This is a genomic window from Pseudoalteromonas sp. QJM3NY_12 (assembly GCF_056173165.1).
Map to the genome: position 1 here is coordinate 1,293,344 of NZ_CM149661.1, position 23,606 is coordinate 1,316,949.

Below are 23,606 nucleotides of genomic sequence, written 5' to 3' on the forward strand. Positions count from 1 at the left end.
TTGCTGGTTTACTCAAAATAGGAATCTACTCAATGCAACTTAACAAAATACTTAAAGGCCTGCTAATTGCTGTGCCAGTAATGACACTAGCAGCTTGTAGCTCATCTTCAGATATCGATGAAAATGCAGCCAACCAGTCTAACCAAGCAACTGTTGAGCAAACAACAACTGATACAGTTGAAGTAGCAACAATGACGCCAGAGCAACAAGCTGAAGAGCAACTTCGTCAAAAGTACGAAGCGCTTCGTCAAGAGCAAATCATTTACTTTGGTTTTGACACTGCAACGATTCAAGGTCAATACGGCGAGCTACTTCGTGCACACGCTGAGTTTTTAGTTAAAAATCCTTCTGTTAAAGTATTAATCGAAGGCCACGCAGATGAGCGCGGTACGCCAGAGTACAACATTGCACTTGGTGAGCACCGTGGACAAGCAGTTGAGAAATACCTACAAAGCTTAGGTGTTTCTGCAAGCCAAATGTCAGTAGTTAGCTACGGTGAAGAGAAGCCAATGGTTAAATCTCGCACTGAAGAAGCTTTCGCTAAAAACCGCCGTGCGGTACTAGTTTACTAAGATAAGAGATATTATGAAGCCGAAAATTATTTTGGCAGCCATGATATTGAGCGGGAGCACCCAGTTAATGGCTGCTCCCGCTCCTGTTTCAGAAGCTGCAAGTTCACAGTCGAGCATTGAAAAGCGTTTAGAAACGCTTGAAAAGATGATGCAACAGCGTAATTTCTTACAAGTAGAGTTACAACAACAGCTTAACTTACTGCAAGATGAAGTGAGTCAAATTCGCGGTGTTACCGAAGAGCAAAGCTATAAACTTGAAAAGGTATTGCAGCGCCAGCGCGAGCTTTATCAAGAAATAGAAAACCGTGTTAGCCAAGCATATGCTAAGCCGGCTACTCCAGCGCCTACAACAGACTACACGCAACCAGGTAGCGATCAGAGCTACAGCAGTGATTTATCTGAAAACGAAGCGTACGAGCGTGCTGTTGCGCTTATAATGAAAGATAAGCGCTATGACCAAGCTATTCCAGAATTTCAAGCGTTCTTAACAACGTATCCAAATTCAGTGTACACCTCAAACGCACATTATTGGCTTGGGCAATTATTAACGATTAAAAATGACGGTGTAAAAGCAGCCGAGCATTTCAAAGTAGTTGTTAACGAATTTCCAAACTCAAATAAGCGCCCAGATGCAATGTTAAAGCTTGGTACACTTTTACAAGAGCAAGGGTTAAAGGCTGAAGCGCAAAAAATACTGAATGAGCTAATCAATCAGTACCCAAGTACAACTGCTGCTAAACTAGCCACAGATCGCTTATCAAAATAAATGTTGATGCTTGATTAGACTGCTTTTTGTCATAAGCGGTCTAAATTTGCTCAACTAGACATAAAAACTTAAAAAAAGAGACAATTTCGGTTGCACTCATTTTATAAATAAGTATTATAAGCGCCCGCAGCAAACGAATGGTAACCCCACTCGAAATGCGACAAAAAGAGCGGGTCATTAGCTCAGTTGGTAGAGCAGTGGACTTTTAATCCATTGGTCGATGGTTCAAGTCCATCATGACCCACCATTCTTTATTGTTAATAAAGTTTGGTCTTTAATCGGCGGATTTACGTAAAGTGTTAACAAACACACAGAGCGGGTCATTAGCTCAGTTGGTAGAGCAGTGGACTTTTAATCCATTGGTCGATGGTTCAAGTCCATCATGACCCACCATTCTTTATGGAATGGTTATAATCGGCGGATTTACGTAACCTTACTTTTTATAAGTAAACCAGAGCGGGTCATTAGCTCAGTTGGTAGAGCAGTGGACTTTTAATCCATTGGTCGATGGTTCAAGTCCATCATGACCCACCATTCTTTACTGGATGGTTATAATCGGCGGATTTACGCAGCCTTACTTTTTATAAGTAAACCAGAGCGGGTCATTAGCTCAGTTGGTAGAGCAGTGGACTTTTAATCCATTGGTCGATGGTTCAAGTCCATCATGACCCACCATTCTTTATGGAATGGTTATAATCGGCGGATTTACGCAACCTTACTTTTTATAAGTAAACCAGAGCGGGTCATTAGCTCAGTTGGTAGAGCAGTGGACTTTTAATCCATTGGTCGATGGTTCAAGTCCATCATGACCCACCATTCTTTATTGAGTGGTTATAATCGGCGGATTTACGCAGCCTTACTTTTTTATAAGTAAACCAGAGCGGGTCATTAGCTCAGTTGGTAGAGCAGTGGACTTTTAATCCATTGGTCGATGGTTCAAGTCCATCATGACCCACCATTCTTTATTGAGTGGTTATAATCGGCGGATTTACGCAGCCTTACTTTTTATAAGTAAACCAGAGCGGGTCATTAGCTCAGTTGGTAGAGCAGTGGACTTTTAATCCATTGGTCGATGGTTCAAGTCCATCATGACCCACCACTTCTGGTGCACTTTCTCCGTATAAAATGTCTCTTAATATCTCCCTTATTTTTATTTATAAACTGCCTGACTAGATTGCTATTATTTAGCGTTGGTTTCTCGTATAATTTGCGCTATTAATTGCACTGTAAATAAAGTGGTCGAGAACATGAGTTTAGCTCAAACTATTATGCCTGAAGGTTATATTTTCCCTCCTAAGCCGGCACCGTTAACACAAGACGAAAAAGGCGAATATAAAGCGCGTATAAAACAATTACTGCAAGAGAAAAACGCGGTACTTGTTGCTCATTATTACACTGATCCTGAAATTCAAGCGCTTGCTGAAGAAACGGGCGGCTGTGTAGCCGATTCACTCGAAATGGCGCGTTTTGGCGCTCGCCATGAAGCCGATATGATTATCGTCGCGGGTGTACGTTTTATGGGGGAGACTGCTAAAATTTTAACCCCTAACAAAACCGTGGTTATGCCAACACTTGAAGCGACTTGTTCATTAGATATTGGTTGCCCAGTGGATGAGTTTTCAGCGTTTTGTGATCAGCACCCAGACCGTAAAGTGGTAGTGTATGCTAATACCTCTACCGCGGTTAAAGCGCGTGCTGATTGGATAGTTACCTCATCGTGTGCACTTGAAATAGTAGAGCACTTAGATGAGCAAGGCGAAAAAATCATTTGGGGCCCAGATAAGCATTTAGGCAGTTATATTCAAAAGAATACTGGCGCCGATATGATCATGTGGAACGGCGCATGTATTGTACATGATGAGTTCAAAACCAAAGCGCTAAAAGACTTTAAAGTCTTGCATCCAGATGCAGGCGTATTGGTGCATCCAGAATCACCGGCTGAAATTGTTGAACTCGCTGATGCTGTTGGCTCTACTAGCCAGCTTATTAAAGCAGCGCAAACTATGCCTAATAAAAAGTTTATTGTGGCGACCGATCGCGGTATCTTTTATAAAATGCAGCAACTATGCCCAGATAAAGAGTTTTTTGAAGCGCCAACGGCTGGTAGCGGCGCTACATGTAAAACTTGCGCTCACTGCCCTTGGATGGCAATGAACGGCTTACAAGCGATTGAGGAAGCACTGATTGATGCCAGCGGTAAAGAAGTGTTTGTTGATATGGATTTGCGTGAAGGCGCACTTAAATCATTAAATCGCATGCTAGACTTTACAGCCAATATGGCAAAATAATAAATAGCAATATAATGCATTAGATAAAGGCGATACTCAGGTATCGCCTTTTTATTTACTTATGAGTAGTTAGTTTGATTATTGAGCAGTTAAAAGCATGATGTTAAAAAGGCCTTGCACCAAGCAAGTGTATTTCATACTATAGCGCGCTGTTGCAAAGCAACATTGTGGAGAGATGGCTGAGTGGCTGAAGGCGCACGCCTGGAAAGTGTGTTTAGGTTAATCCCTAACGAGGGTTCGAATCCCTCTCTCTCCACCATTATTCTATATTAGGACGTCTCAGGGCGTCCTTTTTTGTGCCTGTAATAAAGTTAAGCGTGTTGGCTTTGTACTTGGCGTTTGTTTTTACGCTGGTGCTTTAATGTATACATTCGTTGGTCGGCTAGGGTTAAGCAAGCTTTATAGTCATTACACTCCTCACTACTTGCTAAGCCATAGCTCACGCCTGATAGCGGCCAGTGTTTATGAACTTGTTGATGAATATAGTTTAACGACTCGTTGATGCTCAGGGTGAGTTGGGCGAGCTGTTGTGCTGACTGAACGTTACACACACAAATAAACTCATCACCGCCGGTTCTGCATACCTCGCCTTTGTCGGCTAACGCATTTTGTATTAACCGCGTAACCTCAATGAGTAGCTTGTCACCGTGAGCATGACCTAGGTGATCGTTAACGCTTTTAATATTGTCGCAATCTATAAACACAATGAGATAAAAATTATCTAAGTTATCGAGCTTTTCTTGTAATTGCAGCCGGTTTCCTACTTTGGTGAGTGGGTCTATGCGTGATAGCTCTAGCGCTTTTATAAAATTATTTTGCTTTATTTTTAGCCATTCAGATAAAGAAAGTAAAATACAGATACAATCAATGGCCAGAGCAATAAGTACCCATAATTCAGGTGAACTTATTTCTATTAAATTTAGGTGCGATAAAATAAAAATAACTAAGGAGAAGCTATAAACAAGGTTGCCAGTTAAAAAATATTTCGCTCTAAAGTCTTTCATCCCCAGCATTGTAAAGCCCAGTTTTAAGCTTAAATACACCCAAATGGCAGCAAGGAAATGAGCTAAATAAAACACCCAATGAAAGGGTAAAAAGGGGTTTAAAAAACCACAGGCAAGTGCGGTTATGGAGAAGTATTTTAAAAATCGGCTAATACCAGTGCGGGTATGTTGGTCAAAGTTAAATAAGTAATAGGCAAATGAACTGGCACAAGCAATAGCAAAGGCAAAAATATACATGCCAAAGTAATGGGTGTTAATTGCGTGGTAATTAAAAAGTAACGCAACTACCCCCGCGGCGAATGCCCAACCAATGCCGTGTAATCCTATATAACCTGCACAAAATAATGCCACGCGATGTCGTGTTTTAAAAAACATGATCAAGGCCATGCAAGCCAAGGTCAGCATTATAGTAATAGACACTAAGCTTAATGAATTGATATAAAACTGAAGTTTAATAAACCTAGATTGAGGAATAACATTAATGCTGACAGGTTTAGCAAAGTGTTTAGCATTAACATAAAGCCATAAAACACCGTGTGAATTAGCTTCTAGTTGTAATTCAAAAGCTCGGCTGTGCATTACAATGGCTGATGGGCTGGCACTATCTTGTGAAAAATCAGCGACTTTTCTGATCCCACTAGTATCTTGATAAAAAGCAACGCCACTATCTAAATAATTAATTTGGGGGATTATAAACCAGCGTCCTGCGCTCTCTGTGGTTAAACTGATTTTTGCTATTGCACTGCCATGGGCACTATACAGCGAAGTGACGGGAGTACTTACATTGTTATAAGCATTAATGAGTTGCTCACCTTGGGTTGGTTTAGCTAAATCTACTTGATGCCACATAGCTGACTTTAGTTGTAAGCTGTCATTTTGATTTAATGCTACAGCAAAAGCATTAAAACTAATGGTTTGAAATAGTAAACAACATATAAAATTGAAAGTGTACCGCATGTAATACCTAAGTTAGTTACCGGTAAAAATTGTACTGCATTTTTAACAGAATAATTATTGCTATGACCGCTTTAGCGTATTCTTGCTTTATAGTTACTAACTTTAATCACTAAACGGTGAGCTGTTATTATAAAAATATAGTTAATGATTAATTAAAGGGTTAATAATTTATCTAGTTTGGCTATTGAGCAATATTTATGACAAAAATACTCTTTAAGGTTTACGCTCGTGTAGACGTGTGATTAGTTTCTGATTGATTTACATGAGTTTGGTATGTATAGCGATGAATGATTATAAATCGCTATGCAAAAGGAGATACTTATGACTATTTTATTTAAAGTTATGCTCCATAATTTTATCTGATAACGCGCTAAGTATATCGACTACTTTAAAGCTTGCTTGCTCCATAAGAGATACTTTTTCAACAGCAGTATTGAGATCGCCTAATTGGAATGCTTCTAGAGCAGCAAAGCCATTTTTATGGACATCTGCATGTGGTTTCTCTAATTCTTTGAAGTCGTTAATGCTTGAATATTTTAATGCACCTTCACCTTGATAGTACCATTGACCTAAACGGCACATGGTATGATCAGAAAAGTCTTCTGCCGTCTTGTTTGATTGACCTAAAATGACTTTATAAATATCGTATTTCCATACAATATGGTCCATTTTTACTGTTTGAATAAATGCATCCGCACTTGAATTAACAATAACGCTATACATATTTTGTGATAGTTCAACCACCTTTTTAGCAGTAGTATCAATTTCTGATGAGCTATTTGCAATGCCATCACTTTCTTCGCTAACGTTAGTAATGTTAGTTACAACGCTTTGCATTTGCTCATTAACCTTATCTATTAAATTAGATATCTCGTTAGATGCCTCAGAAGAGCGTTGAGCAAGCGTTCTCACTTCATCTGCGACCACTGCAAAGCCTCGCCCTTGCTCTCCCGCTCTTGCTGCCTCAATGGCTGCATTAAGTGCGAGTAAATTTGTTTGATCAGAAATCCCTTTAATTATGTTTACAAAATCATTAATGCCGATTGTTACTGACTGCAACTCTTTAACGGATTTAGAGGCGGATTTTGTATCTCTTGAGATATTATGTGTTGACGATGAAGTCGTTGCTAACATATCTAAAATTGTATCAAGTAATTCTTGGGATGACTTAAATGACGTAATATCATTGATTAGTTTATGTGAAGTTGAGGCTAAGCTTTCTCTGATATCACTAATTAAATCAGATGACTGCAATGATAAGGTATTTAATTCACGCTGTTTTACAAATGCCGTATCGTTTGCTATTTCATTGTCGTTTAGTTGTAATTTCTCGCTGTTTACTGCTAATAATTGCGCCTCAAGTTTTTCATTGGCTTTTTTTAATTGCATTAACTCGTTATTTAACTCGTTAATTTTGTTTTTATATTTTGAATTGAACAGCATGTAGACCCCAATTTAAACACGGAAAATAAACGTTATATTTTTTATTAAATTTACCTGATTATAGATTACATAATTCGATTTTTAACAGGGCTGGAATTAATGTCCACCCAAATCGATTTTTATAAAAGTAAGTTACAACACAATAATAGATGCTTTATAACTTTTTGGTAAAAAACTTTTCATTTCATGCTTATATCAAACTTATTTAAAATGGTCACTATTTTAGAGATTAGGGTCTGTTGACCTTTCAAGGTTGGATTTGCAGCAGTCTGTTTGGTATTTAGTCAAGGCAGCGCCTATGTGGTTATTCCCCATAAATAGGCGATAACGCAGTATCAATGCCAAACAGGCGCTGCCCGAAGGGTTCTGCTTAGGGGCTATTTACTCTTCGTTGCCTACATGGATGTAGGTAAGGGGCGTGAGCAGGACGCGGAAGTTTTGCTCGGTTATGACTTATTCTTACATGGTTGTAAGCCAGTAGAATAACGCAGGAGCAGTTATCGAGCCCACTAGGTTACAAACATCGCGCCGCGATTAAATCGCCCCTAGCTTGAAAAAATTTTAATCCGAAAAGATTAACAGGCCCTAATATTTTCTAATTGATTTATTCAACTGCGCTTGAAATTCATCAGGAAATAAAATCGTGCCGTCGTCTTCTTCGGTAGGGAACACGGCAACTAGTAAGTCGTCTTCTTCAAGGCCTGGCGTCCAGCGGCTAAACCAATCTGCTGTTGGAATTGCTTTTGGTGTACATCCTTCCCATTCACCGGTTGCCCATGCTTGTGCAAACTCACGGGTTGGCCATACGGGTACGCAATCGTCGTCTTCGTTAGTGAGCATTACGCAGCCGTCGTCATCGTTTAAAATCCACACTTGCTTAAACTGTTGCACAGTTTCGTACATGTATGCGAGTCGTTTTTTTGCGCCAAGGCCTAAAATTACGTCGTCTTGCTTTGATAAATTGTCAGTGGTCATTTTTGGCTCTCTCTCACTGTGGGGGGGAATACAAAAGGCAGCGACATACTGCGCTTTAAAATTAAGTTTAGCTAATGGCTGCAAGCAGCTCGTCGGCTAGTTGGTTTAGTGCGTCAGGGTCTTGATTTGTTAATGCATAAGTGCGCAATCCATAAATACCCATAACACAAAATCGTGCAAGCTCTATGGCACTTCGTCCATTGGTAATTTCTTTGTTATCTATCGCTTTTTGTAATTGCTGCGCAAAGGCATGCTCGTACGCCGTTAAATTAGTACGTAATACGTGGCAAATTTGTGGATCGTTACCCTCTACCTCGCTAATGCTTTTTGTAAGCAAGCACACTTTAGTTGCTTCGCCGTCAATACATTCTTGCACAATGATATTAAGGTATTGTTTCAGCGTATCTAAAATACAATTACTGTGCTCAAACAGCGCTGTAAATTGTGTATTGCGATCGGTTTGGTATTGCTCCGTAGCGGCTAAAAAAATGCCTTTTTTATTACCAAATGCCCCATACAAAGAACCCGGATGTAAATGGGTGGCTTGAGTCAGTTTTTGCATACTGGTTTTTGCATAGCCATGAAGCATAAACATGGCCATAGCTTGGCGCAGTACAAACTCTTTATCAAATTCTGCAGTTCTCATAATGACTCTTTTAGTGGAGAGAGTAGTAATGAATAAATTTATTTTTCTTAGGCCTAGGTGGCAGTTTACGCAATCTTAAACAAAGTTTCAAAATTATACTTGAATATTCATTCAAGTGACCTTATCTTGAATGTACATTCAACAAAGGATAAATATTATGTCGATTGACTTACTTTCACCTTTTAAATTAAATAACAGCATAGAACTGCAAAACCGCGTACTTATGGCACCATTGACCCGTTGTATGGCAGATGACAATTTAGTGCCAACACAAGCCATGGTTGATTACTACGCTCGTCGTGCTGATGTAGGCTTAATTATTAGTGAAGCCATTATTATCCGTGCTGATGCTCAAGGTTATCCAAATACACCTGGGCTTTTCACTAGCGAACAAATTCAAGGTTGGAAAAAAGTCACTGACGCAGTACATGCTAATGGCGGAAAAATGTTTGCACAACTATGGCATGTTGGCCGTGTAGCACACCCTCACTTTTTTGGTGGTGATGTTTTGGCGCCATCGGCAATTGGGGTTGAAGGTTCAGTGCCGCGTATGCGCGAGCTCACTTATGTTACGCCAAAGCCTGTAACTACAGACGACATTAAAGGCTTAGTGGCTGACTACGCTAAAGCCGCAGAAAATGCGATGGAAGCGGGTTTTGACGGCGTAGAAATTCACGGTGCTAATGGTTATTTAATTGATCAATTTTTACATTATGCGGCAAATGAACGTGATGACGAGTACGGGCAAACACCAGAAAACATGTCGCGCTTTGCACTGGAAGTAACCGATGCAGTTATTGATGTTGTAGGCAATGAGCGTACCGCTATACGTTTAACACCGGGTGCCTACTTTAATATGAGCGAAGACAATCGCGATAAAGCAGTATTTGACTACTTATTACCAGAGCTTGAAAACCGCAAGTTAGCTTATTTACACGGCGGTATTTTTGACGACAGCATGCGTTTTGATTCACTAGAAGGTAAATCAACCTCTGAGTTTTTACGAGCTGGTTATGCCAGTACCTTAGTGGGTGTAGGTAGTTATAGTTTTGAAACTGCGAAAGAAGCGATTAACGACAATAAATTTGATTTAATTGCTATTGGTCGCCCGCTTATAGCTAACCCAGATTACATTAGCAAAATTAAAAACGGCGAAGAAGTCACAGCTTACAGTGATGAAATGCTAGCTGAATTGAAATAGCAGCTAATTTTTTAAAAAATAATATAGCACTCATGGGCAACCGTGAGTGTCTTTTTTTATACATTTATTTGCCATAATTTACTCATAATTGTTTAATCTTGCTGTCAATAAAGTTCCCCCTCGTTGTCATATTTAAAAAATAGACTGTGCCCGCTTTCATAATTACCTTTTATAATTAGAATCAAACGGGACAACAATGTACGCTTTAAAAAATAAATCGATTTTGAGCATGGCTGTGGCCATGGCGGTATCAACTTCAGCTTATGCTAACGATAACGTGATAGAAGAAGTAACCGTTACTGCAAAACCAACCAGTTATGCAAACAACGTTATTGAACCTGCCATGCTTGAGCAACAAAGCTCGGTATCGAGTGTGTTATCGGTAATTGATAACTTGCCAGGTATTAGCATAAACGAAGGCGACGCATTTGGCGGCGACGATTGGTCAACAACTATTACCATGCGTGGTTTTAGTATTGACTCAAACCAACAGCAATTAGGTATGACGATAGACGGCATTCCTAATGGCGGCTCTAATTATGGCGGTGGTGCTAAAGCGAATCGTTACCTAGATAGCGAAAATCTTGTCACCGTGGAAGTAGGTCAGGGCACCTCAGATATTAAATCTGCCTCGTTAGAGGCGCTAGGCGGTACTTTTAACTTTGTAAGTAAAGCGCCTAGCTTTGAAAAAAGCACCACTTTTGCATACACCTCAGGCAGCCATGACGCAAGTCGCTATTACGTTAAACACGAAACAGGCACCATTTTTGATAATACTCAAGCGTATGTGAGTTATTCGCAAACCGATACTAGCCGTTGGATTGGCTCGGGCAGCAATGGCGGGAAAGATAACCAACACGCTGAAGCGAAATTTGTCACCACCCTTGATGAGTTAACTATTACAGGGCGTTTATCGTACGACGATGTAAGCGAAACCAACTACAATAGCGTGAGCTTGACACAATTTGAACAAACTCCAGATTGGGATCAACTAACATGGAACTGGACAGGCGTTCCTCACTTTGACCAAATGTTTGCAGAAGGTTGGGGCACGCTGCGTGAAAACACTCTAGGGTATTTAAAGTTTGAATACGCGATTTCACCCATCTCATTGTTAACCGTTAGCCCGTATTACCATAAAAACTCAGGCCGAGGTGATTGGATCCCTCCTTATTTAACGTCTCCTGTAGATGAAAATGGTAACCCAACCACGGAAGGTGGTACAAACGCAGGCTCTTATGGCTTTACAGATAGTAATGGCAACCCACTTGCTCCCAATGCAGGTTGCACGGTTAGCTTAAATTGGCCGTGGGAGTCAGGCCCTGAGCTCAACCCTGCATGTTACGACGCTGATGCCACGCCTGTTATGTCTTATCGTCATACACATTATAATAAAGATCGTTTAGGGGTAACTGCTAATTATCAAGCAAGCATTGGCATGCACGATATTGAAGCCGGTTTTTGGTATGAGCAAAGCGACCGTGATGAGTCACGAGATTGGCATAAAGTTATAGATGCGCGTATTTATCATCATTTTGATAACACCCCTTATTGGACGCAATATAAAAACACCTTTGAGACCGATACGCTCAAATGGTACGCCCAAGACTCAATGGCATTTGGCGACTTAACCCTTAATCTAGGGGTGAAAAAGTACTTAGTAGACATAGAAAAGTATGACCATTATCAAAACGCCACCACAGCTAAAGTAAACAGTGATTCAGACCTTCTATTTAGTGGCGGCATTTTGTATCAGCTAAATAGTAATACTGAGTTATTTACCAGCTATAGCGAAAACTTTGCCGCCATTAAAGATGGTGTGCTTGAGCGCGACAGCTCTGACTTATCAGCTATTAAGCCAGAAATCGCTGAAAATATTGATCTAGGTGTACGCTATCAAAATAATGCACTTAAGCTAACGGCAACGGCCTATTCAATTGAATTTGATAACCGTATTACCTTTATCGCACCAGGCAGCGACACGGGGGGTATTGATTACACCATAGGTACTAACGGCTCGTACCTAAATGTGGGCGGTATTGAATCGACAGGTTTAGAGCTGTCAGCAAGTTATATGCTTAATAATGAGTGGAATGTATATAGCTCATACACCAATAATAGCTCTGAATACAAAGGCGATGCGCCAGGCTTTGAAGCAGGAGGCAAAGTAATTGATTCAGTAGATGATTTATTTGTGCTTTCAACCGATTATTACAGCGGTGATTTCCGCTTTGGTTTATCGGCTAAATACACTGGAGAGCGTGGCGATGTAGATAGCTATACCGTGGTTGATTTAAATGCAGGCTACGCAGCCGAAGTTAATGCTGGCCCATTCAAAGCCGTTGATATTGCTTTTGTGGTTTACAACATTACTGATGAAAGCTACCTAGCAGGCGGCACAGGTAATGGAAGCACTTACTTTATTGGCGCCCCACGCACAGCAGCCGTGACGTTAACCGCCACGTTTTAAAACGTAATTAAGCCCATCATTGATGGGCTTTTTATTAAACGAGGTGTGTATGCAAGCAATAGTAACAATACTAATAATCGGTTTGGTTTTACTTAACAGTCAGGCGGTTTTGGCAGCACCACAAAATGTGGTGTTGGTAACTTTAGATGGGGTTCGCTGGCAAGAAGTCTTTAATGGTGCCGATAGCAAGCTGATTAATAATAAAAAATTTGTTAAGCAACCAGCACATTTAAAGAGCCAGTTCTGGCATGAAAGTGTGCAACAGCGTCAACAGTTGCTAATGCCATTTTTAACTCAAACTATCGCAAAGCAAGGCGTTATTATTGGCGATAGAGCTAAAGGCTCAACTATGTCGGTGAGTAATCCGTGGTATTTTTCATACCCTGGGTATAACGAAATTCTTACCGGCGAAGTGGATGAAAGTATCAACAGTAACGACAAGGTATTCAACCCAAATAAAACTATTTTAGAGCGTTTAAACGCCCAACCTGAATTTAAAAACAGCACCGCATTATTTGGTAGTTGGGATGTGTTTCCTTTCATTGTAAATACCCAGCGCAGCAAGGTGCAGGTGAATGCGGGGTTTATGCCCGTTGCTGATGATTTATTTGCCGACGCAGTGCTACTTAATGCGCTACAAACAGAGATACCTAGCCCTTGGCATAATGTGCGGCTTGATAGTTTTACCTATCGATTTGCCAAGGCGTATATGCTGGCGAAAAAACCAAGACTATTGGTGATTAGTTTGGGAGAGAGTGACGACTTTGCTCACGATGGGCATTACGATGCTTACTTAAAGTCGGCCAAACAAAGCGATGCATTTTTAAAAGATTTATGGCAAACCATTCAAAGTACCCCAGGTTATAAAAATAATACGACGCTGATCGTTACTACTGATCACGGCCGTGGAAGTCATGCCAGTGATTGGCAGCATCACAGCTCTCGTCGAGCATTGCTAGAGCTTAACTTAGGCGCAGATGTGTTTCCTAACGGTATAGTAGGCTCTGAGCATATTTGGCTTGCAGCTATTGGCCCTGCAATTAAAAATAACGGTTTAATTAAAACTAAAAACGAGCTTAAACAAGCGCAAGTTGCCGCCACCGTTTTAAAAGCACTTGGGCAAAACCCACACATAATTAACCCCAATATGGCACCGGCTATTAATGAGATTTTAAAATGAAACAGTTGCTAAAAACCTTTAAGTATTCTGCACTGTCACTGACTATTGTGATTAGCAGTGGAGCAATAGCTGCGCCGTCTAAAATATTATTTGGCTCTTGCGGGCACCAAGATAAAGACATTCCTATATTTAACGCCATTAACAAAGAGCAGAGTGATTTATTTATATTTTTAGGGGATAACATCTACGGCGATACTAACGACATGACTGTGCTTAAAAATAAATACCAACGCCTTGGGGCAAAGCCAGGCTTTAAAGCACTACGCGCAAAAACACCAATAATAGCCATGTGGGATGATCACGATTATGGTCAAAATGACGCGGGGAAAGAGTATCCGCATAAAGAAGCATCGCGGCAAATCATGCTCGATTTTTGGCAAGAACCGGCAAACTCAGCGCGCCGTACCCGCCCTGATGGTATTTATACCTCGTACATGTATGGCGAAGGCGAGCAAACCGTGCAGGTGATCATGCCAGATTTACGCTTTAATCGTGACACACTTAATTCTGTTAGCGAGCTTGAGTATTACACCAAGCGTAAATTAAATAACCAAGGCCCGTATAGTCCAACTGAAGTTAAAGGCGCGTCAATGCTAGGGGAGGCACAGTGGCAATGGCTTGAGCAAGAGCTTAAAAAGCCAGCGGCAATAAAGCTAATAGCGTCAAGCTTGCAGTTACTGCCAGATTTTACCGGCTGGGAATCGTGGGCAAATTTTCCAGAGGATCGAAACCGTTTATTTGCGCTAATTAAAAAACATCAAGTAAATGGTGTGATTATTATTAGTGGCGATACTCACTGGGGCGAGATTTCAAGGTATCAAAAAAACCTTGATTACCCGCTTATTGAAATGACCAGCTCAGGCCTGACAGAAAAGTGGAAAGACGTTAGCCCTAACCAGCATCGTGTGGGTAATTACACACATAATGTTAACTATGGTGATTTAAGCATAGACTGGCAACAAGTCGACCCTGCTATTTCATTAAAGCTTAAAGGCATTGATGGCCAAGTTATTATGCAAAGTGACTTTAGTCTTTCAAGTATTAGTCCTTATTAATAGCATCACCATTTAAATAATAAACGCACTGCGGTTAAAGCTGTGCGTTTAAAAGTTCACTATCGGCGGGCTAACTTGCTGATTTATTAATGCCAATTTCCCCTTAGCGCTACCGCTTAAATTGAAAATATCTTACACTGGCTTTATCTCAAGTAAGGCTGGTATCGTATGCTCAATATTATTCAATCAAACCGTATGGAAGCCCTGCAAGCGCAGTTTCATCAGCTATTAAAAATAAACCCATTGCAAAGCCCATTTGATAAAGAAGTGGTGTTAGTGCAATCGCCGGGTATGTCGCAATGGCTTAAAATCGGTTTAAGTGAAAATTTAGGCGTAGCTGCACAGGTAGACTTTCCGCTGCCGTCGAGTTTTATTTGGCAGTTGTATCAGCAATTACTGCCAAATGTGCCTAAAGAGTCGGCCTTTAACAAACCTAACCTTGCTTGGAAATTATTTGCCATTTTACCCCAGTGCATAAATGAGCCGCTGTACTTACCGCTTAAAACCTATTTAAAGGGCGATATTGACGGCCAAAAAACCTTTGCTCTATGTGAAAAAATAGCCGATGTGTACGACCAATATTTGATGTATCGCCCCCATTGGATAGCCAAATGGGATAGTGGCACTGATGAGCTTGATGATGTTGATATAACGATTGCGCCTTGGCAACCCGATTTATGGCGTCGTATCGTCAAATTAAGCAAACAGCTAGGGCAAAGCCAATTTCACCGTGCCAATATGCAAGGGCAGTTACTCAGTGCACTTGAGAGCATGGATAGCGCCTTATTACCAAAACGCATTAGCTTATTTGGCATATCGGCGATTGCCAGCTCGCAGCTTGAAGTGTTTGAAGCTTTGAGTAAAAAAACTGAAGTGTTTTTGTTCTTTTTTAACCCTAGCGAGCATTACTGGGGCGATATCATTGATGAAAAAACAGCAGCGAAAATAAACGCTAAATACGCAAAAATGCCGCTGCTGGAAGCACAGCAAAAAAAGCACACCAACCCCGATGAGGAATACTATTTTATTGGTAATCCGCTGTTATCGTCGTGGGGTAAACTCGGCCGCGATTATTTTGAGCAACTAGTGCAGCTTGATGCCCGCTGGATTGATGGCTTTATAGATGTATTTGACGACAGCCTACTCGGCCAAGTGCAAAGTGAAATTTACCAACTTGCCTTTAAAGGTGAGTCGCTCACCGACAACAAAGAATGGTTTATTAACGATGAGGGCAAGCTGCCAATTACTGCAAACGATGCAAGTATTACACTAAGTGATTGCCATACACCACTTCGAGAAGTAGAGCGTTTGCACGATTACTTACTTAATTTGTTTAATCAAAACCCAGCGCTTACCCCGAAAGACATCATCGTGATGATGCCCGACGTTGGTGCCTACAGCCCTTATATAGAAGCGGTTTTTGGCGGTGCGCAGGGCAGTCGATTCATACCTTATGCACTAGCTGATTTAGCCATAGAGCAAGAAAAGCCAGTACTGAGTTCGTTTGCTAGTTTAGCTAATTTACCGTTTTCACGCTTTGGCGTGTCGGATATTCTCGATTTATTACAGGTTACCCAAATTGCTGAAAAATTTGGTTTAGAAGCACATGAATATGAGCAAATTCAGTATTGGTTGGAGCGTGTTGGCGTTAAATGGGGCGTAAACGCTGAACATAAAAGTAGCTTTGACTTACCCGCAATTGAGCTTAACACTTGGCAGCATGGCTTAAACCGTTTACTACTGGGTATTGCCATGCGCGATGAACAGTGCCCATTTAATGGTATTTACAGTGCCGATGAGGTTGAGGGCATGGCGCTCGATACACTCAATAAGCTGGTACATTTTATTGATGTGCTGCAAGACTTTAAAGCTAAGCTCACCCCCGATGACACACTCACCAATAAAGCCCAAATTTTAAATGAGCTGCTCAATACTATTTATGAGAGCGAAAGTGACGACAGTTGGGATTTATTAGTACTGCAAAAAGTACTCGAAGACATTGGTAAACATCATGATAATGGTGATTACAGTGAGGCCGTGTCGCAGCGCATTGTTAGCTATTTAATTAAACAAGGCATACAAGAAAAAGGTGTCGGCCAACGTTTTTTAGTGGGGCAAGTGAATTTTTGTACGTTAATGCCAATGCGCGCCGTGCCGTTTAAGGTAGTGTGTATGTTAGGCTTGAACGATGCCGATTACCCACGTACCGTGCAGCCTATCGGTTTTGACTTAGTACCTTACTCTAAAAAGCAAAAAGGTGATCGTTCACGAAAACTCGATGACCGTTACCTCTTTTTAGAAGCACTTCTCAGTGCCCGAGATAATTTATATATGAGCTACATTGGCCGATCATGTTTTGACAACCAGCCGCGCATGCCATCAACGCTTGTCAGTGAATTGTTAGAATACATAGGTCGCAGCTTCAAACTTAGCGAACCCAGTGATAAATCCTTGCCAGATTGTCTTATTAGCCAACAACATTTACAACCTTTTAATAGTCAGTATTATCTGCCAGCTAGCGCTGAACAGGCAGGGCTTAACAACCACAGCTATAACCCAATTTGGCTGCCTAGCGAGGCCATTGAGCCAAAAGCAATTACTACGCTTGATGTAACGCCTCCAGAGCTACTTGATCTTGATGTGTTTATTCGCAGTATGTGCCATGCCCAAGAGAGCTTTTATCAGCAAAGCTTAGGGTTACGTTTGCCGCAATTTAACGACATAGCCAAAGATGAAGAACCGTTTAGCTTAGATGCGCTACGCCGTTATTTTTACCTTGATGAAATACTTGAAGCTAATATTAACGATACACCACTGAGTACCGAACAAATACTGCAGCGCGGTGAGTTGCCGCAAGCTCATGTTGGTAGCTTAATTTATGAAAGCATGCAACATCGCGTTGATGCGCTTGCAGGGCAAGTAAAACAACAAATAAAAGCGGGTAAAAGCGAACCGATAGAAGTATTACTGTCACTTGAAAACACCACCATTGAAGGCTGGCTAAACCATGTGTATATGCAAAAACAAGTGTTTTATCGCAGTGCCAGTATTAAAGCTAAAGATTTAATTAAAGGCTTTATTTATCACCTTGCTGCACAAAGCATGCAACAAGAGGTTGAAACCTTATTGCTGGGTTTAGATAAGCAAATAAGCTTTGCCCCAATGAGTAAAGCCGATGCCGATTTACTGCTTGCAGATTGGTTTGCGCTTTATAAAGAATTACGCAACAAGCCCGTGGCGTTTTTTCCGGTAAGTGGTTATGAATACGTGAAAAGCGGTGGTGATATGGCAAAAGCCAACAGTAAATTTAGTCCACAGTATATTGGCCGAGGCGAGGGGGAAAACCCTTATATTCGTTTAACGGTGCAATCACTTAATGACTGCCAAGACGAATTTATACATTGGAGCGATAAGCTACTCGCCCCATTATTTGAGCACGCCAAGGAGAGTGACTATGCAAGCGCTTAATCCACTCACTATGCCATTATCAGGGCAAAGCTTAATTGAAGCCAGTGCTGGCACCGGTAAAACCTACACGATCACGGGTTTGTATTTGCGTTATTTATTGGGTATGCAAATATCCGGTGAGCTAAATACGCCATTGAGTGTTGAGCAAATTTTGGTAGTCACCTTTACCGATGCCGCCACGCAAGAAATTAAAGACCGTGTTCGTAGCCGTATTATTGCTGCGCGTGATGCGTTACTGGGGCAAGTACCCAATGATGAGCTAATTGAGGATGTAATAGCGGGCGTTGATGACAAGCACCGTGCATTTGACTTACTCGATGCCGCAGCTAAATCAATGGACGAAGCAGCTATTTTTACCATTCATGGTTTTTGTCAGCGAATGCTAAAGCAGCATGCGTTTGAATCCGGTGTGGCATTTAACTTAGAGTTCATTTTAGATGAGCGCGATATTCTGCTTGAAACCATAAAAGACTTTTGGCGCGCGTTTGTATACCCACTTAGTAAAGAAAAAACAGATGCGATTTTAGCGGTATTTGCCGCGCCCGAATCACTATTTAGTCATGTAAGTAGTATTTTAAATAAGGCGAACGCAGAGATAACCCCGAAAGTTAGTTTAGATGCGGTATGGCAAGCGCGAGATGAATACTTGGCGCGTATTCCTGCCTTTAAAAAAGCGTGCCTAGAGCAAGAGTTTATTGGCGCTGTTAAAGCATCCGATTTAAGTGGTTCAAAAACACCTGGGCGAAAGGGCAGCCTTGCTGCACTTGAAGCATTTTGCTTAGGCAATGATGACTTTTTTGAATTTGGTACCAGTAAGTATTCGTTTGAGGTGTGGAGTAGCGAGAACTTAAGTAATGCCGCTAATTATAAAAAAAATGGCACATTACTGACTCATCCACTTATTAGCCAATTCGATGCCTTAGCCGCACTTAACAACACCATTAACCAAGGGTTAAAAATTGCGATAGTGCAATATGCGGCGAGCTGGGTAAAAGCGGCCATAGTTAAAAGCAAACAAGAACAAAGCGTGATCACCCCTGACGATTTACTGACTAATTTACACAGTGCCTTAAAGAGTGAACAAGGTGATGTGCTCGCACAAAAAATAGCGCAGTTATTTCCGGTGGCAATGATAGATGAGTTTCAGGATACTGACCCGATTCAGTACGGGATTTTTAGTAAAATTTATGCTCAAAGCAATACCACTTTAGCTATGATAGGCGATCCCAAACAAGCAATTTATGGGTTTAGGGGCGCAGATATATTTACCTACATTGGCGCAAAAGAAGCGGTAGATGAGCCACAACAATTTACATTGGGCACTAACTTTCGCTCAAGCAGTGATATTGTAAATAGCGTAAATAGCTTATTTAGCAAATACGAAAACAGCTTTATTTATAACGACGCCATTCCATTTAATAAAGTGAAAGCGAAAGGAAAAAAAGCAGATGAGTCGTTTTTAATTGATGGCAAACCGGCCACCGCGTTTGAGTTTAATGTGTTTGTAGATGAAGCCGGCGATGAAAAAAATAAGCCGACCAGTAAAGGCTTAGGGCAAGCTCATTTAGCCACCCATTTTACCAATAAAATTGTTACTTTACTTGAGCAGGCAAACCAAGGAATAGCCTGTATTGGCAGTACGCCGGTAAGCGCTGCTGATATTTGTATTTTGGTGCGCGACCGCGTTGAAGCACAAATAATGAAGCAAGCGCTGAGTAAAGCTAATATTGCCAGTGTGTATTTGTCGCGCGACAGTGTATTTAGCCAAGAGTTGAGTCATCACTTGCTCAATTTTTTAACGGCTTTGCATGGTCAGTACGATGAGGCGTTACTACGCGGTGTATTAGCTGGCCCGTTATTTTGTTTAAGCTATAACGATATTTTTGCTCTAGCCGATGATGAAAATAGCTGGCAAGAACACCTAAACTTTTTTGCTCAACTTAGCCATATTTGGCATAAGCAAGGGGCAATGGCAATGCTCGAACGCTTACTGAGTCACAATCAGCTCAGTGCCAAATGGCAAGGCTTGGGCTATAACGTAGAACGGTGGCTTACCGACTTTAGACATCTTGGCGAAATTCTGCAGCAAAAACAAATAGAGCTTGAAGGGACACTTCGTTTATTACGTTGGTTTGCGCAAAAGGTGAGCCAGCAAGATGGCGAAACAGTGCAAGTTCGCTTAGAAAGTGATGCGAACTTAGTTAAAATTGTGACTATGCACGCTTCTAAAGGGCTTGAATACCCATTGGTATTTATGCCATTTGCCAGTGGTTATCGTGAAACTAAAGACGCGCTTTATCATCAAAATGGCAAGTTGATTTACGATTTAAGTAAAGACGAAGACGCCCTGCAAAAAGCCGAACAAGAACGTTTAGCAGAAGACTTACGTTTGCTTTATGTGGCACTGACCCGAGCAGTGCATTTTTGTTCGCTGGGCGTGTATAACATTTCTCAAGGGCAAAGTAGCCGTTTAGCAATTCAAAGTAGTGCGCTGGGGCATGTGTTGTTCTCAGGGTTAGAGATAAGCAGTAGCCAAGTGTGGCGCACCCATTTAAGTGAATTTTGTGAGGCTAATCATGCTATGCAATACCAGCAATTTACCTCAGGCGAATTAGTTGATCAGGGCATACTTCGGTTAAAAAATAGTGACACTAAACAGCACAATTTACTTATTAATACAGTAACGGCGCAGATTGAACGTGACTGGCGAGCAACCAGCTTTAGTGCTTTGAGCTTTAAAAAGCATGCTGATCAACTTGCTCCAGGGCGCAGTGATGAAGATCATCAAAGAGATGAGTTTGCCGTGCAGCAAGATGAACTTCCTTCACCGTATAGCTTTCCAAAGGGTGCAAAACCAGGGAGTTGTTTGCACGAAATATTTGAGCAAATTGATTTTACCAGTCCGGTAAATCATCCCACGAATACCGAGCAAAACTTAACGGCTGTGATTGAGCGTGCTTTTGAAAAATACCATATTGATGAGCAATGGCAGCAAATTACCGAGCAATGGGTACTCGATGCACTTAATTGCCCGTTAAACAGCGAGAATAATTTAAGTTTGAGCCAATTAGCGCCAAGTGACTGTTTAGTCGAAATGGAGTTTAATTTACCGCTTAGCAGCCTCAGTGCCCCTAAGCTTAATGAAGTGTTGATTAAACATTTTGGTTTTAACCAAAGTAAACTTGAGTTTGCCCATGTTAAAGGGTTACTAAAAGGCTTTATTGATTTAATTTTTTGCTACCAAGGCAAGTATTATATTTTAGATTATAAATCGAATTATTTGGGCAGTACCGCTGCCGATTATGTGTCTGAGCAGCTAGAGCAAGCAATGACCAGTCACCAATATCATTTACAGTATTTAATTTATACCGTAGCGCTGCATCGCTTGCTTAAACAGCGAATTCCCGATTATTCAATAGAGGCGCATTTAGGCGGTGTTTATTATACTTTTTTACGCGGTATGCCAGCAGGTGAGGGAGTGTACTTTAAACAGCTAAGTCCAGATCAAGTCGTTATTTTAGATGGCTTGTTTAGCCAAGGAGCCATGCTATGAGTGATTTAAATCAACAACCGGGTTTGTTTGATGACTTAGATGATGCCCCTGTAGATGAACCTGTGCTCACAACAGCACAGCCAACGATGCAGGGCAGCGAAAGTATTAAAGTCGTGCCGTTGCTAACGTATTTAACGGACGAACATAGAGTGCGTGTGGTTGATGTAAAACTGGCGGAATTACTCAGTGGCACAAACGCACAGCAAGGGTATGACGACCTCTTTTATATAATTTTAATGCTGTGTTTATCGCAACAAAGCCAGCATAGCTGTTTAACCCTAACAGAGGTTGATTGGACTAATCCGTTTAATTTACGTCAGAGCGACTTTACTAAACTAGAAGGCACGCAGCCTGACACTCTCAGCCCATTTAGTAATGACTTTACGACTGAGGCAGCAATACGTTATTTATTCTCACATCACAGTGTTGGGGAGCAAAAGCCGCTGCAATTGTTTAATCAACGGTTATATTTTTCTCGTTTAGCAGGCTATGAACAGACTCTTGCCCAACGATTACTGACAATGAGCGAACGACAACTTAACCTTGATGATGCAGTACTTGCCCAGTTATTAACCCGCTACTTTCCTGATGATCCGAGTATTGACATTGATTGGCAAAAAGTAGCGTGTGCGATTGCCGCCACAAAAGGGTTTAGTGTGATCACGGGCGGGCCTGGCACCGGTAAAACCACCACGGTAACAAAGCTGTTAGCGATTTTACAATCGTTATATAAAGCGGCGCCATTGAGCATAAAATTAGTAGCACCCACAGGTAAAGCAGCGGCACGGCTAACAGAGTCAATTTTAGGGGCTAAAAATAAGCTTAGTGAAATACCGGCTGATATTAACGCGTTGATCCCGCAAAGTGCGCAAACCATTCATCGTCTGTTGGGAGTTAAGCCATTTACCAATAAATTCCGACACGATAAAAGCAATCCGTTGCATGTTGATGTATTGATTATTGATGAGGCCAGCATGGTCGACTTATCACTTATGGCTAAATTAATTGAGGCCTTGCCAGATCATGCACGATTGATTTTACTCGGCGATAAAGACCAACTTGCTTCGGTTGATACTGGTAGCGTAATGAGTGATTTATGCCAAGGGTTAGTACTTGGACAAACACCGCGTTATTCAAAAGTACGCTGTGAGCAATTGAACACGCTGTGCTTTAATGGCACTGTTAAACTCAACGCGCAAACTCAAAGTGAGTTTAAACTCGCTGACTGCATTGCCTTTTTACAACATAGCTATCGGTTTGATGCAAAAAGTGGCATAGGTCAATTGGCGCTGGCGGTTAATACCAACAACCGTGGGATATTAAACTATGTTGAACAACAAAGCAGCGAAGGGCATTTTAGCGATATTATTTTAGACTATGATTTTGTTTCCACACCAATTGAAAAGTTAGTAAATAGTGCCGCAAGTCATTATGCTAATTACCTAACACTGATAGCGCAAGGTGCCAGTGTTGCGCAAGTGCATGCAGCTTTTGCCAGTTATCAGTTACTTGCTGCAGTACGTGAAGGCGATTACGGCGTTAATAGTTTAAACCAGCGTATTGAACGGGTATTACAGCAGCAAGGTTTAATTAGCGTTAATCCTAATCAGCGGCATTATATAGGGATGCCGATAATGGTTAGTCAAAACGACTACCAGCTAAAATTATTTAACGGTGATATAGGGATTTTAATGCCCGATGATAGCGGCCAACTCAAGGCAGTGTTTATTGATGAACAAGGTAATGAACGGGCATTTTCACCCGCACGGCTTCCGGCGCACGATAAAGTGTATGTAATGACCATTCATAAATCCCAAGGCTCAGAGTTTAGTTATACCGCGATGGTGTTACCACCGCTCAAGCAGGCGAGTATCGGTATTAATAGGCAATTAGTGTACACGGGAATTACCCGCGCAAAACAGACCTTTGAGCTTGTGGCAGATAAAAAAGTGCTGCAACTGGCCATGGGGAAAAGTGTATCACGGGCGTCAGGCTTGTATGAGCGATTAGTGTAAAGCCATACTTATA

At 41.3% G+C, this 23,606-nt stretch carries 14 protein-coding genes and 8 tRNA genes; 18 read left to right on the forward strand and 4 right to left on the reverse strand.

Annotated features, from left to right (window positions below; translation table 11 throughout):
* Positions 1-32 precede the first annotated feature (32 nt).
* The 11 genes from pal to AC0VZ5_RS06110 all read left to right on the forward strand — a co-directional run bounded on the left by pal (position 33) and on the right by AC0VZ5_RS06110 (position 3,885).
* Positions 33-572: a peptidoglycan-associated lipoprotein Pal gene (pal, locus tag AC0VZ5_RS06060; RefSeq protein ID WP_138608874.1), complete on the forward strand. Its 540-nt coding sequence runs from the start codon at positions 33-35 to the stop codon at positions 570-572.
* A 13-nt stretch (positions 573-585) separates the two neighbouring features.
* Positions 586-1,338 carry a tol-pal system protein YbgF gene (gene ybgF / locus AC0VZ5_RS06065; RefSeq protein WP_138608876.1) on the forward strand — a complete coding sequence of 251 codons (753 nt, stop codon included), beginning with the start codon at positions 586-588 and terminating at the stop codon, positions 1,336-1,338.
* 171 nt (positions 1,339-1,509) lie between these two features.
* Positions 1,510-1,585: transfer RNA gene (locus tag AC0VZ5_RS06070), tRNA-Lys, on the forward strand.
* Positions 1,586-1,655: 70 nt separating this feature from the next.
* Positions 1,656-1,731: transfer RNA gene (locus AC0VZ5_RS06075), tRNA-Lys, on the forward strand.
* Between the two features lie 65 nt (positions 1,732-1,796).
* Positions 1,797-1,872: transfer RNA gene (locus AC0VZ5_RS06080), tRNA-Lys, on the forward strand.
* A 65-nt stretch (positions 1,873-1,937) separates the two neighbouring features.
* Positions 1,938-2,013, forward strand: a tRNA-Lys gene (locus tag AC0VZ5_RS06085).
* 65 nt (positions 2,014-2,078) lie between these two features.
* Positions 2,079-2,154: transfer RNA gene (locus AC0VZ5_RS06090), tRNA-Lys, on the forward strand.
* A gap of 66 nt (positions 2,155-2,220) precedes the next feature.
* Positions 2,221-2,296, forward strand: a tRNA-Lys gene (locus tag AC0VZ5_RS06095).
* 65 nt (positions 2,297-2,361) lie between these two features.
* Positions 2,362-2,437, forward strand: a tRNA-Lys gene (locus AC0VZ5_RS06100).
* Positions 2,438-2,585: 148 nt separating this feature from the next.
* Entirely contained in the window at positions 2,586-3,626 is a 1,041-nt protein-coding gene (gene nadA, locus AC0VZ5_RS06105; RefSeq protein WP_008466811.1) for a quinolinate synthase NadA, read from the forward strand.
* Positions 3,627-3,795: 169 nt separating this feature from the next.
* Positions 3,796-3,885, forward strand: a tRNA-Ser gene (locus AC0VZ5_RS06110).
* Between the two features lie 52 nt (positions 3,886-3,937).
* Here the strand turns inward: AC0VZ5_RS06110 and AC0VZ5_RS06115 are convergent.
* The 4 genes from AC0VZ5_RS06115 to AC0VZ5_RS06130 form a co-directional block, all read right to left on the reverse strand.
* Positions 3,938-5,587 carry a GGDEF domain-containing protein gene (locus AC0VZ5_RS06115; RefSeq protein WP_475474573.1) on the reverse strand — a complete coding sequence of 550 codons (1,650 nt, stop codon included), beginning with the start codon at positions 5,585-5,587 and terminating at the stop codon, positions 3,938-3,940.
* Between the two features lie 330 nt (positions 5,588-5,917).
* On the reverse strand, positions 5,918-7,030 hold the full coding sequence (locus AC0VZ5_RS06120; RefSeq protein ID WP_475474574.1) for a methyl-accepting chemotaxis protein: 1,113 nt from the start codon (positions 7,028-7,030) through the stop codon (positions 5,918-5,920).
* A 585-nt stretch (positions 7,031-7,615) separates the two neighbouring features.
* Positions 7,616-8,005 carry a DUF2750 domain-containing protein gene (locus AC0VZ5_RS06125; RefSeq protein WP_290170232.1) on the reverse strand — a complete coding sequence of 130 codons (390 nt, stop codon included), beginning with the start codon at positions 8,003-8,005 and terminating at the stop codon, positions 7,616-7,618.
* A 67-nt stretch (positions 8,006-8,072) separates the two neighbouring features.
* Entirely contained in the window at positions 8,073-8,651 is a 579-nt protein-coding gene (locus AC0VZ5_RS06130; RefSeq protein ID WP_008109773.1) for a TetR/AcrR family transcriptional regulator, read from the reverse strand.
* A gap of 157 nt (positions 8,652-8,808) precedes the next feature.
* Here AC0VZ5_RS06130 and AC0VZ5_RS06135 point away from each other — a divergent pair, with 157 nt between their 5' ends.
* The 7 genes from AC0VZ5_RS06135 to recD all read left to right on the forward strand — a co-directional run bounded on the left by AC0VZ5_RS06135 (position 8,809) and on the right by recD (position 23,593).
* Positions 8,809-9,852: an alkene reductase gene (locus AC0VZ5_RS06135; RefSeq protein WP_475474575.1), complete on the forward strand. Its 1,044-nt coding sequence runs from the start codon at positions 8,809-8,811 to the stop codon at positions 9,850-9,852.
* 196 nt (positions 9,853-10,048) lie between these two features.
* The gene (locus AC0VZ5_RS06140) at positions 10,049-12,322 is read left to right on the forward strand and encodes a TonB-dependent receptor domain-containing protein (RefSeq protein WP_475474576.1); all 2,274 of its coding nucleotides are present in this window, start codon (positions 10,049-10,051) and stop codon (positions 12,320-12,322) included.
* A 49-nt stretch (positions 12,323-12,371) separates the two neighbouring features.
* Positions 12,372-13,502, forward strand: a complete 1,131-nt coding sequence (locus tag AC0VZ5_RS06145; RefSeq protein WP_475474577.1) for an alkaline phosphatase family protein — start codon at positions 12,372-12,374, stop codon at positions 13,500-13,502.
* Positions 13,499-14,557, forward strand: a complete 1,059-nt coding sequence (locus AC0VZ5_RS06150) for an alkaline phosphatase D family protein (RefSeq protein ID WP_475474578.1) — start codon at positions 13,499-13,501, stop codon at positions 14,555-14,557. The genes AC0VZ5_RS06145 and AC0VZ5_RS06150 overlap by 4 nt, the downstream gene beginning before the upstream one ends.
* Positions 14,558-14,725: 168 nt before the next feature.
* Entirely contained in the window at positions 14,726-18,025 is a 3,300-nt protein-coding gene (recC, locus tag AC0VZ5_RS06155) for an exodeoxyribonuclease V subunit gamma (RefSeq protein ID WP_475474579.1), read from the forward strand.
* Positions 18,012-21,578: an exodeoxyribonuclease V subunit beta gene (recB, locus tag AC0VZ5_RS06160; RefSeq protein ID WP_475474580.1), complete on the forward strand. Its 3,567-nt coding sequence runs from the start codon at positions 18,012-18,014 to the stop codon at positions 21,576-21,578. The genes recC and recB overlap by 14 nt, the downstream gene beginning before the upstream one ends.
* The gene (gene recD / locus AC0VZ5_RS06165; protein ID WP_475474581.1) at positions 21,575-23,593 is read left to right on the forward strand and encodes an exodeoxyribonuclease V subunit alpha; all 2,019 of its coding nucleotides are present in this window, start codon (positions 21,575-21,577) and stop codon (positions 23,591-23,593) included. Before recB ends, recD begins: the two co-directional genes overlap by 4 nt.
* The last annotated feature ends 13 nt before the right edge of the window (positions 23,594-23,606 follow it).